We start from the raw sequence: 11637 nt of genomic DNA on the forward strand, positions 1-11637 counted from the left end.
GCCTTGATGGCTAAAAGCCTCAGTGCCGTACGCTCAGGCCGTAGCTTTGCGCGCCAACGCAAACGCGCAGCCAGCCGAGGTTGTGAGGGCTACAAACCGACGCGCTGAAGAAACACCACCGCCCAACCTCCGTGCAAAAAAGCTGGCCACAAGCGGTCGGCATAGGCTCGTCCGGAGAACGAGAAATCTCGCCTAGACAGCCGGAACAGACGATGATCACATCACCGCCAGCCCAGCTAGACCGCCTGATTGAGCGGCAGAGGCCTGGTCATCGCCCGACGGCCATGGCGGCTGGCTGCTTCGGGGGGCTTGCCTTGGGCAGGGCTGCAGCTTAGGTTGATGACATTGGGTATAGTTCTATCTCTCTTAGGATATCTTCTACGTGAGTCCATCTCCTGCTTTTTAATTAAAAAATCAACAAGGAAATCCAAACAGTAATTGAAATTTTCAATATTCAGCTCGTTGGCAGCAAATAAACTCGAATACTCAAAATGCCATTGATTGCTTTCAGTCCTAACAACCTCCGGAGTAAGTCGTCGAAAGTTCTCGACATCTACAGTACTGACTCCCATTTCCATACAGTCAGTTTTTAATTGATCATGATTAATTTGCACATAATCAACTGGCTTATTTACATTCCTATCGATCCACTGCTTATTTTTTGTCCAGTAGTGAGCTTTCCCCCCTCCTAATAGACCTAAGCCAAGTATGCCACTAAGACCATTTTCATTTTCATCTCGATGTCGATATGCATAAATGCAGTAATCGCATTCGTATGAAATAAAAAATGCCTTACGCAGCCCAACAAGAGCATCGAGATACTCCTCTTGCGCGGCGAGAGATATAGACTCCTTAACTAACTCCTTGACGGCCCCATCTTTTAAAATATCTGCAAGAAACACTTCATTCAACTTTAAACCAATAACGCTTTTTAGCAGCGCATCGACGAAATCCACTGCAACATTAAAGTAATTTACAACTGAAGCGGGCTCTGCCAATTGTCCATAATGCTTAGAAATCACCCTTTGCTTATTTAGCGCCTTAATAGTTCCAGACTTTATGATCGGAACCTTTTGCTTTTTCAATTCACCAAGCAACTCGTCAAAAGATTTAGACTCTAGGGCTCTCTGCTCGTCAACATCTAGCTCATCTAAAGCTGCCAAAACAACAAGCTCAACAAAGTCCTGTAGAAGGATTAATCCCGCAGTGCAAGCATGCTTATCACCTGAATTGACTAAGTATTTAGTTTCACCGTAAATTGACTTGGCAACCATCAATGTATTTAGTGTCGACGATTTCATCTTAGCCCTATTTCAAAGCTAAACAATTAAGAAAAGGGGACAAATTTATTTATCAAGAAAATAAATACATCCCTTTCCGAAAACACACCAACTAATCAAGCGCAAAGCAGCGCCTACTAGGAGACAGGCACTCCGTATGCTTTTTCGGGGTACAACTTGAGATGCGCTTTATCAAGAATCCTTATCGCCGGCATATTATCGAATAAAGCATACTTTTCGATGTAATTTCGAAATTTCTGACCTTGATCGGATATTGAATTATAGAAAAGAAGAAAAAGCTCCTGATCCGACAACTGGGCCCTTATTAGCTTTATGTAAAGACCTTCGGAGAATTCACTCTCATCGACAAATTTTATAAGGTTGTATAGATACCTAAAGTAATGCCCTAGCTCTGCCTGGTGACCCTTCCAAAATAAAGCATAGGAAAGTTTAGCAATACTTTCGGGCGGGTATTTACCTTTACCTTTATTCTTTGTCTCTCGGTAAAGTCGAGCAAGCCTTGTGTAAAACACCCTAAAGCAGTCCCTGCCTTTTGTTGTATTTCCACTCTCTTTCTCCACAAGATCTATGGAGTTAACTATATCATTGTGCAGAGATAACATTTGAAAGAAAGTGCTTTCAAAATTTTGCTTCTTTAAGCTTTTGCTTTGATCATCTAGAGCATCCGCCGAGCGCTTAAATTCTTTTCGTGATTCTTTAAGCTCTGTCTGCTGAATAACGATTGTTATCAACAACCCCATAAAGGTGAGAAAAGTTAATATTGGATTAAGCACACCACCAAAGAAATCCCCCCACTCACCAAAAGAACTTCTTCCGATAGAGAGCAAGTTCACACAAAACACTAATAAAACCGCTGTTGCTGCAACAAGAAAAAGGCGGTACAAGGCCTTTGTTGTTCGAGAGTCTTTTCCGTCAACAACATCGAGAAATGCCTTGTATACTTTTTTATTAACTTCCATATCCCTAGCTCTTTAATTAATTTCTACTAGCTATAAATTAGACGACATGTCGTCATGCCCCTCGGCGAGGTTGGCTGATTTACTGTGAGCGTAAGCAGCCATTCGATATTTAACGAGTCAAAGGTAACAGACACGTCATTTTTAGGCTGAAAACACGAGACACCGAGAGACTGATGGCCTGAAGCTATCTATAGCAGCAAGACATGTCTAGGAGCTGTGTCGAAAAAGTGTCGAAAACACTGCAAGAGATAGCGGAAAAATGCTGTAGCTGCTGAGCTCCAAGGCCAGTAAAGCCGGGCTTTGCGGATCACAGCGAGGGGGCGGAAAGGGTTCAAATACCCCCGCCACAATGAACCAAGCCCTTACCGCATTTCAACACGGTGACTATAGCCATCAAGATAGATGAAGCCACCCTCCTCTCTAAGAGGGAGCCGACCTAACTTGGTGGCTTCCACTAGGAAGCGGTCGCTGTTCTCAATGGTTTGCTGCACTTCACCTGTTCTGGGGTTGCGCGACGGTAAGGTACGGGGGATACGGATAGAGAAGATATCCCGATACTCGGTTGGGCCGCCACCTAGGCCGGGATCAGCAACATGGGAGTCCCTAAGACTCATATCCATGACTGAAAATGGCGCCCTGAACCGCTCATCCCAGACGTAAGCCACTTCGAAACTCATACCTAAGCGCCTAAGCAGGCTCAGCACTTCGCGCCACTTGGTATCGTTCATGAGTGCTGCAGAATAGGTTGGACGCCGCATGCTTATCCTGAGTGTAAGAGTAGAAAAATATTTATAAAAATTTAGACCTTTAACCGAGTGACTGCCGGTCATCTAGACGCCAAAGCTGCCCCTCACATATGACTTGGCAGTGATAGCATCCACTTTCCTTACCATTGATGTTGTACCACTCATGAGAGCCTCCGGCTTGCTCGCAATCGGAGCCTTTAGCGGCAACACCCCAATCAATTAACATCCAGGGCAGATAACCTCTCAGCCACGTTCTAAAGCGATATGGCCCACCAGTGTACCGAGGCATTGGGGCGTTTCCATTTACCTAAAAAGGATAGATTTAATGTCCAGAAAGTCTTAGCTAAACGATGCACTTATATTATGTAAGGACTCTGTTCTCCATCGACATAAATCTGCATGCATTCGAATTTATTTGAATCATCACGAAGATGAATTTCCATGCCATTTTCCAGATGGATAACCACTTTTCTTTCATCCGGCATTTGGCATGCAACCACGTTAACGTTCATAACTTCAAAAAACTGCTGTGGTGGCCAAGCACCCGACTGCCAAACCCCTATGACCTCACCGTGCCGAATAAGATGAATATCTGACTGAATCGCAAAATGGTATTTTCCAAAACGAAATTGAATGTCGAACTGACCAACCAATACTTGCGTTGTGAACTCACCAATAATCCCTGATAAGTCTAGATCTTGGGGTATGCGATACATGACTGCCTGAGCCTGAAAAATTGCCGTCGCAAAAACGACAGGCTGATGCTCGGAAGCTAGACATAGCGGCAAAACATGTCTAGCAGCTGTGTCGAAAAAGTGTCGAAAGCACTGCAAGGGATAGCGGAAAAATGCTGTAGCTGATGGGCTGCAAGGCCAGTAAAGCCGGGCGTTGCGGATCACAGCGAGGGGCCGGAAAGGGTTCGATTACCGCCAGCCATCACAGTATCCTCGCGCCAGTTTCTTCACGCCGCGAAAAGGAATTCCTCAATGAACAACCACAAGTTCTTCACAAAACGCAGCATCCAGCTGTGCCGACTGATCCTGCTGGCAGCCACTCTCTACAGCGGCTGCCTATTCGCGCTTTATCTGTGGAGTGGCGAGTTTTCGGAAGCACTGAGCCATCTCGCCACCACAATGCTGCTCCTGTTTTTCTGGTCGTTGGAGCCTCTGGCGAAGCTCGTACAAAAATCCAGCGCTTCGATAAAACAGCAGTGAGCTTTCGATGCCTTCGCTCGCTCCCCCTCTTCGTGTAATCCCACTACCTGAATGAGCGCTGCACTCAGCAGCGCGCCATCCATTTCCCCGGAACTTCTGCTCCCCAACGCCACCAGAACCCTATATGTCTTTTTTCTGGAGGCCCCTGGCGATGGAACAATGGAATATCTGGCTTGAACGCGATGTCTGGCTCAATGTGGCGATTGTCCTGGTCGCCACGGCGCTGATCTACAGCGTGCTGCGTACCCTGGTGAACACCCTGCACAAGCGCCTGAAGGCTGGGTCGGCTGATCAGGAGAGCAGTTGGTCACACTTCATCGCCATGGTCATCGGCCGCACCAGCCGCGTGCTGTTGTTGGCGTTTTCCCTGCTGTTGGCGTTGCGTCTGGCGGACTTGCCGCTCGCCTGGCAAAGCGCGCTGAGCCATACCTGGTTCGTCGCCCTGGCCCTGCAGGTGGCGTTGTGGGTCGATACCGGCGTGCGCCTGTGGTCGCGCAGCCTGGTGATAGGCAAGAGCGGCGGCAGCTACAACCCGGTGATGACTACCATCATCAGCATCATGATTCTGATCGTGGTGTGGTCGGTGATGCTGCTGTCGATCCTGGCCAACCTGGGGGTGGATATCACCGCGCTGGTGGCCAGCCTGGGTGTCGGCGGTATCGCCGTGGCGCTGGCAGTGCAGACGGTGCTCAGCGATGTGTTCGCTTCGCTATCGATTGGCGTCGACAAGCCGTTCGAGATCGGTGATTTCGTGGTGTTCGGCGAAGTCGCCGGGTCTATCGAGCATATCGGCCTGAAGACCACGCGTATTCGTAGCCTCAGCGGTGAGCAAGTGGTGTGCGCCAACGCCGATCTGCTGCGGCAGATCGTGCACAACTACAAGCGCATGAATACCCGCCGTATCGTCTTCAAGTTCGGCATCAATTACGACACGCCCAGCGCCAAGGTGCGTCAGGTGTCGGAGAAGGTCGGCGATATCATCCGCGCCACGCCCAAGGCCCGCTTCGACCGCGCGCATTTTCTCGGCTTCGATGAAAGCCAGCTGACCTTCGAGGTGGTGTATATCGTGCTGACCTCGGACTACAACCAGTACATGGACATTCAGCAGGAGATCAACCTGCAACTGCTCGATGCCCTGCGCAAGCTGGACGTGCGCTTCGCCCTGCCCCGCCGGGATCTGCGCCTGGTGGGCGAGAGGATGCCGGTACTCAAGGTCGATGGCCTGCCGCAACCGGCCGAGGCTAACGAGAGCACCAGCGATGGCCGCCTGCCACGCTTCAGCTAGCACAACCGTCGTTACGCCAAGGGGGCGAGGCGAACAAAAGAGCCTCTCCCGCCTCTTACACAACGCCGTTAGCGCCTGACGCATTGCAGCGAATATTGGAGCTGGCGATGAAGCACATTCGTAAAATATCCACAACAGCGATAAGCATAAACCCTCGGAGCACCTGATCCCGGTGCCTTAAACACTTTACAGGCCTATCGTTTATCGTTTTTTCCGCTGAACAAGCCTTTATCTGTTTGACATATTTTACGGCTTTGGCAGACTGCTCGCCCGTTGCGGCAGGTGGCCGCGAACCCGGCACGGCGAGCGCCTGAGGGGGATCGCGCGCCAGCTGGGACGCGCCATGAAAACAATAATGCTGTCTGTCCAGGCGGCCTAGCGGGCACTGCCCACGCCGGACGACGGGCGAGCCACTGGTATTCATCCAATGCTGATCTGGTTTGTTGCGATCTACCTGCTGTTCACCGTCGGTGTCGGCGTCTATGCATCCACTCGCGTCAAAAACTCCAAGGATTTCGCCGCCGGCGGCAGGAGCATGTCCTTCCCCCTGGTCGCAGCCATGGTCTTCGCGACCTGGTTCGGCTCAGAAGCGGTGCTGGGTATCCCGGCCACCTTCATCGAGGAAGGTTTCGCCGGCATCATCGAGGACCCGTTCGGCTCCTTCGGTTGCCTGATGTTGGTGGGCCTGATCTTCGCCCGGCCGCTGTACCGCATGAACCTGCTGACCATCGGCGACTTCTTCCGCAAGCGCTACGGCCCGCAGGTGGAGATACTCACCAGCCTGGTGATCATCGGCTCCTACCTGGGCTGGGTGGCCGCGCAGCTGACAGCGCTTGGCGTGGTGTTCAACGTGCTCTCGGATGGCTCGATCACCACCACCCAGGGCATGCTGATCGGCACTGCCATCGTGCTGCTGTATACCCTGTTCGGTGGCATGTGGTCGGTAGCGCTGACCGACTTCATGCAGATGATCATCATCGTCGCCGGCCTGTGCTACCTGACTTGGCTGATTGGTGACATGGCCGGCGGCGCCGACGTGGTGATCAGCCACGCAGCGGCCGAAGGCAAGTTCACCTTCATGCATGCCTTCGAGCCACGGGATATCGTCGCCTTCATCGCGGCGGCGGTGACACTGATGCTCGGTTCCATTCCGCAGCAGGACGTGTACGCCCGCGTGATGTCGGCCAAGACCGAGAACATCGCCGCGCGCGCCTCGATGGCAGGCGCGGTGTTCTATCTGTCGTTTTGCATGCTGCCGATCTTCCTCACCTACGCGGCCTCGCTGATCGACCCGGCGATGGTGCAGAAGTGGCTGGCCGAGGACGCGCAGATGATCCTGCCGCACCTGATCATGGAGCGCACTCCGCTGTTCGCCCAGGTGATGTTCTTCGGTGCGCTGCTGTCGGCGATCATGTCCACTGCCTCTGGCACCCTGCTGGCACCGTCGGTGACCTTCACCGAGAACATCCTGAAGAACTTCGTGCCAGTGATGAGTGACCGCCAGTTCCTGCTGGCCATGCGCGTGAGCGTGGTGGCGATGACAATCGCCACGTCGATCTTCGCCCTGAACTCGACGGCGAGCATCTACGAGATGGTCGGCAATGCTTACAAGGTGACCCTGGTAGCCGCCGTGGTGCCGCTGTTCGCCGGCCTGTTCTGGAAACGTGCGACCACCCAAGGTGCGCTGCTGGCCATCATCCTTGGCCTGTCGAGCTGGATCGCTCTGGAGCTGACCTATCAGGAGACCGACTTCTGGCCACCGCAGCTGGCCGGTCTGTTGATCAGCCTGGCGGGCATGCTGATCGGCTCACTGCTGCCACAGTTCAGCCGTCACCGCGGCGACAGCGTACAAGCCATCACCGCCTCGGCCAACGCCTGAAAGCATGTGCCCTCCTCGTTCGAGGAGGGCGCTTTGCCATCATATAAGCCTTTGAAAAACCTTAATTTTCCTGCTTCACAAGGGTGGCAGTGACGGCTACCCTGCCGCCCCATGATTCGACGTCTACTGCCCCTGCTCTGCTGTTTCACAGCCCTTTCCCTGCACGCCGCACCCGCCACTTTCGCCGAGGCCAAGCGCCTGGCCTGGCCGCTGTATGAGCAGCAATCCACCGAGTTCTATTGCGGCTGCAAGTACAGCGGCAATCGGGTCGATCTGCGCTCCTGTGGTTACACGCCACGCAAAAACGCCAATCGCGCCCAGCGCATCGAGTGGGAACATATCGTCCCGGCCTGGGTGATCGGCCATCAGCGCCAGTGCTGGCAGAAAGGCGGCCGCAATAACTGCGCGGCCAACGATGTGCAGTTCCGCAGGGCCGAGGCCGACCTGCACAACCTGGTGCCGAGCATCGGCGAGGTGAATGGTGATCGCAGCAACTACAGCTTCGCCTGGCTGCCGCAGAAACCGCATCAGTACGGGCGTTGCGAGACGGTGGTGGACTTCAAGGCGCGCAAGGTGATGCCGCGCCCGGCCATCCGCGGGATGATCGCGCGCACCTATTTCTATATGTCCGACCGCTACAAGCTGCGCCTGTCGAAACAGGACCGGCAGCTCTACGAAGCCTGGAGCAAGGCCTACCCGCCCAAGGTCTGGGAGCAGCAGCGCAACCAGCAGGTGGCTTGCGTGATGGGCTGGGGCAACCCCTATGTGGGGAAGGTGGATATGAGCCGCTGTGCGCGCAAGCGGGCGTAGGACGGCTTCACGTAGGGTGTCGCGGGGCCGCCTAGGCCGTGCGCACCAACGGCAGTAAGGCTGGTGCGCGCAGCGCACCCTACGGGTCGCGGCTAAAGCCCCTCCCACAGATGCGGGAGACTTGTGGGAGGGGCTTTAGCCGCGACAGCTTTGACCTGTTTCAAACAGTCCCCGGATTGCATCCGGCCTACGAAAAGCGCTGCAACTCGCGCCGCACCATGTTGGCGAATTCCGGCGGGTTTAGCTGGTACAGCTCCTGCGCCACCCAGGGCAGCCAGCGCCCCTGCAGCTCGGCCTTGCGCGCCAACAGGCGCTGGGCCTCGGCTTCGGCGCGGGCCTGGTGCTCGCGGTGGTAGGCGGCGCGGCTCGGTTTTTCTGTGCTCACGGTGTTGCCCTTTTCCTCATATCGAGCAGAGCAGGCATAATCGCCGCCTGTTCGCCCATTTCGACCGTCATCAATGCGCATCCACGTCAGCTTCATCGACCGCGTCGGCATCACCCAGGAAGTCCTGGCGCTGCTTGGCGGGCGTAATCTGAACCTCGATGCGGTGGAGATGGTACCGCCAAACGTCTATATCGACGCACCGACCTTGAGCGCCGCCGTGCTCGAGGAGCTGCGCGGCGCGCTGCTGCAGGTGCACGGTGTGCAGAGCGTCGAGGTGGTGGACATTCTGCCCGGCCAGCGTCGCCGCCTGCAGCTCGATGCGCTGCTCGCGGCCATGCCCGACCCGGTGCTGGCGGTCGATGACCGCGCCACCGTGCTGCTGGCCAACCCAGCGCTGGTGGACATGTGCAGCCGCCCGCCCGAAGGCCTGAGCATCGCCGCGCTGTTCACCGATGACGCGCTGCAGCAATCGCTGCTCGCCGCCGGTTTTCATCAGCCGCTGCGCGAGGTGCATTTCGCCGGCCAACCGCTGCTGCTCGATGCCCAACCGATCACCGAAGACGGTCGACTGACCGGTGGCCTGCTGACCCTGTATGCCCCGAGCCGCATGGGTCAGCGCCTGGCTGCGCTGCATCACGATCATGCCGAGGGCTTCGATTCACTGCTTGGCGAGTCGGCACCCATCCGTGCGCTCAAGGCCCGCGCCCTGCGGGTGGCGTCGCTCGATGCGCCGCTGCTGATCCACGGTGAAACCGGCACCGGCAAGGAGCTGGTGGCACGCGCCTGCCACACCGTCAGTGTGCGTCGCACCGCGCCGTTCCTGGCGCTTAACTGCGCCGCCCTGCCAGAGAACCTGGCCGAGAGCGAGCTGTTCGGCTACGCCCCCGGCGCCTTCACCGGCGCCCAGCGCGGCGGCAAGCCGGGGCTGCTGGAGCTGGCCAACCAGGGCACGGTGTTTCTCGACGAAATTGGCGAGATGTCGCCCTATCTGCAGGCCAAGCTGCTGCGCTTTCTTAGCGATGGCAGCTTCCGCCGCGTCGGTGGCGACCGCGAGGTGAAGGTGGACGTGCGCATCCTCAGCGCCACCCACCGTGACCTGGAAAAGATGGTCGCCGAAGGCAGCTTCCGCGAAGACCTGTTCTACCGCCTCAACGTACTCAACCTGGAAGTGCCGCCGCTGCGCGAGCGCGGCCAGGACATCCTGCTGCTGGCCCAGCACTTCATGGCCCAGGCCTGCGCGCAGATCCAGCGCCTGCCCTGCCGCCTGGCGCCGGCAACCTTCCCGGCGCTGCTGGCCGGGCGCTGGCCGGGTAACGTGCGCCAGTTGCAGAACGTGATCTTCCGCGCGGCCGCGATCTGCGACAGCAACTGGGTGGAGATGGACGACCTGGATATCGCCGGCACCGAAGTGGCGCCGAGGGTGGAAGGGGAAGTTGCCAGCCTGGAACAGGCCATGGACGAGTACGAGAAGGCGCTGCTGGAAAAGCTCTACGACAGCCACCCTTCCAGCCGCCAACTGGCTGCACGCCTGGGCACCTCGCACACCGCCATCGCCAAACGCCTGCGCAAGTACGGCATACCGGGCAAGCACTGAGCACTCGCTTCCGTAGGGTGGGTTAGGTGCCTGTTTTGAGCCTTGATAACACCGCAGATTTAGACGCGCCGTAACCCACCATCGGCGCAACGCGAAAGATCGCCCGGTGGGTTACGCGGCGCACCACGACCTCGCTGCCAGATCGCTCATCGATCAGCGCCGCTAACCCACCCTACGGTTCCAGGTTCTGAATCAGATCGGCGTGGTGCTGGTCGGCACTTTGATCACCCCGCAGGCTACACGCGCACCGCCGCCGCCCAGAGGTTGCGGGTGGTCAGCGTGATTGTCGCCGCCGGCGTGGATCATCAGCGAACGGTTGTGCAGGTCTTGCAGGCTCTTGAGTCGCGGCGCCAGCACCGGCTGGCTGGCGCTGCCATTCTCGGTCACCAGCAGCGCCGGCAGGTCGCCCAGGTGGGCGTTGTCTTCCCAGGGGAAGCCATGGCGGCCGGCGTTCTGCGGGTCCCAGTGGCCGCCTGCTGCGCCGGCTGGTGTCAGCTTGCCGTCCACTTCGGCTGCATTGCAGTTGGCCTCGGTATGCACATGAAAGCCATGCACGCCCGGTTCCAGTCCCTGTAGATCGGGGGTGAACACCAGCCCATAGGGCGACTGGCTGATGGTCACGCTGCCGACAGGCGCGCCTGTGCCGTTTTCGGTGGCCTGTTCGAGGGTCACGGTGACTGTCTCGCTAGCCTGCAGGCTGGTGGCGCCGAGCAGTGCGAATGCCAGGGGAATCAGGGGTCTCATGGTTGATCTATCTCCTTGTTTATAAAGCCTCCCAGTTACCGACCCCAATGCCCTTGAGCGGTTCCAGCTAGATGCCGTATCGATATCATTACACCGTAACGATTAAGCAACGACCAAGTGAAAGCCGCGCGGCGACTGGTGCGACTTCGACTTTTCCATTTGCGACGCCCGATTTCGTAGCGATATCGTTCCAGAGGACTGTATACAACCCCAAAAAATATAATTAAGTATTTGATTTTATTGAATATTTTTACTTTGGCACCGGCATTGCAAACGCTCCCAAAACCTGCCCGCCACCTAGAAGCGGACACCATTACCCCCCTGAGGAATTGACATGAGCGAGTTGCGTTTCACCGCCGATCACGAATGGCTGCGTCTGGACAACGATGGTCTGGTTACCGTCGGCATCACCCATTACGCCCAGGACGCGCTCGGCGACGTGGTGTATGTGCAACTGCCGGAAGCCAAGTCCTACGCTCAGGGCGAGGAAGTGGCCGTGCTGGAGTCGGTGAAGGCCGCCAGCAACATCGTCATGCCGCTGGATGGCGAGATCGTCGAAATCAACGCCGACCTGGAAGGCAGCCCGGAACTGGTCAACGAGTCGCCGCTGGACAAGGCCTGGTTCTTCCGCATGCGCCTGGCCGACAACGCCGTGCTGGCCGACCTGCTGGACAAGGCCGGCTATGATCGTCTGTTGAACGCCAACGCCGACGCCTGAGT

The 11637-nt window shown here is 56.4% G+C and carries 12 protein-coding genes; 6 read left to right on the forward strand and 6 right to left on the reverse strand.

Annotated features, from left to right (window positions below; all coding sequences use genetic code 11):
* Positions 1-236: 236 nt before the first annotated feature.
* The 4 genes from BLS08_RS08250 to BLS08_RS08265 all read right to left on the reverse strand — a co-directional run bounded on the left by BLS08_RS08250 (position 237) and on the right by BLS08_RS08265 (position 3905).
* On the reverse strand, positions 237-1301 hold the full coding sequence (locus BLS08_RS08250; RefSeq protein ID WP_208600919.1) for a hypothetical protein: 1065 nt from the start codon (positions 1299-1301) through the stop codon (positions 237-239).
* A gap of 116 nt (positions 1302-1417) precedes the next feature.
* Positions 1418-2260, reverse strand: coding sequence for a putative phage abortive infection protein (locus BLS08_RS08255; RefSeq protein ID WP_017677878.1), 843 nt, complete (start codon positions 2258-2260; stop codon positions 1418-1420).
* 362 nt (positions 2261-2622) lie between these two features.
* On the reverse strand, positions 2623-2988 hold the full coding sequence (locus BLS08_RS08260; RefSeq protein ID WP_017677879.1) for a hypothetical protein: 366 nt from the start codon (positions 2986-2988) through the stop codon (positions 2623-2625).
* Between the two features lie 374 nt (positions 2989-3362).
* Positions 3363-3905: a hypothetical protein gene (locus BLS08_RS08265; RefSeq protein WP_169886838.1), complete on the reverse strand. Its 543-nt coding sequence runs from the start codon at positions 3903-3905 to the stop codon at positions 3363-3365.
* A gap of 87 nt (positions 3906-3992) precedes the next feature.
* On the opposite strand from BLS08_RS08265, the gene BLS08_RS08270 reads away from it, so the two are divergent.
* The 4 genes from BLS08_RS08270 (at position 3993) to BLS08_RS08285 (ending at position 8194) form a co-directional block, all read left to right on the forward strand.
* On the forward strand, positions 3993-4220 hold the full coding sequence (locus BLS08_RS08270; protein ID WP_017677881.1) for a hypothetical protein: 228 nt from the start codon (positions 3993-3995) through the stop codon (positions 4218-4220).
* 151 nt (positions 4221-4371) lie between these two features.
* Positions 4372-5505 carry a mechanosensitive ion channel family protein gene (locus BLS08_RS08275; protein ID WP_017677882.1) on the forward strand — a complete coding sequence of 378 codons (1134 nt, stop codon included), beginning with the start codon at positions 4372-4374 and terminating at the stop codon, positions 5503-5505.
* 427 nt (positions 5506-5932) lie between these two features.
* Entirely contained in the window at positions 5933-7384 is a 1452-nt protein-coding gene (locus BLS08_RS08280) for a high affinity choline transporter 1 (protein WP_017677883.1), read from the forward strand.
* A 111-nt stretch (positions 7385-7495) separates the two neighbouring features.
* Positions 7496-8194 (forward strand): endonuclease, encoded by a 699-nt coding sequence (locus BLS08_RS08285; RefSeq protein WP_017677884.1) that lies wholly within the window; start codon positions 7496-7498, stop codon positions 8192-8194.
* A gap of 187 nt (positions 8195-8381) precedes the next feature.
* Here BLS08_RS08285 and BLS08_RS08290 read toward each other — a convergent pair whose 3' ends face one another.
* Positions 8382-8579: a hypothetical protein gene (locus BLS08_RS08290; RefSeq protein ID WP_017677885.1), complete on the reverse strand. Its 198-nt coding sequence runs from the start codon at positions 8577-8579 to the stop codon at positions 8382-8384.
* A 73-nt stretch (positions 8580-8652) separates the two neighbouring features.
* Here BLS08_RS08290 and BLS08_RS08295 point away from each other — a divergent pair, with 73 nt between their 5' ends.
* Complete coding sequence (locus BLS08_RS08295; protein ID WP_017677886.1) at positions 8653-10173, forward strand: sigma-54-dependent transcriptional regulator; 1521 nt, start codon at positions 8653-8655, stop codon at positions 10171-10173.
* 192 nt (positions 10174-10365) lie between these two features.
* On the opposite strand, the gene sodC is transcribed toward BLS08_RS08295, so the two are convergent.
* On the reverse strand, positions 10366-10917 hold the full coding sequence (gene sodC / locus BLS08_RS08300; protein WP_017677887.1) for a superoxide dismutase family protein: 552 nt from the start codon (positions 10915-10917) through the stop codon (positions 10366-10368).
* A gap of 334 nt (positions 10918-11251) precedes the next feature.
* Here sodC and gcvH point away from each other — a divergent pair, with 334 nt between their 5' ends.
* Positions 11252-11635, forward strand: coding sequence for a glycine cleavage system protein GcvH (gene gcvH / locus BLS08_RS08305; protein ID WP_017361715.1), 384 nt, complete (start codon positions 11252-11254; stop codon positions 11633-11635).
* Positions 11636-11637 lie beyond the last annotated feature (2 nt).

This window comes from Ectopseudomonas chengduensis (genome assembly GCF_900102635.1).
Lineage (GTDB): Bacteria > Pseudomonadota > Gammaproteobacteria > Pseudomonadales > Pseudomonadaceae > Aquipseudomonas > Aquipseudomonas chengduensis.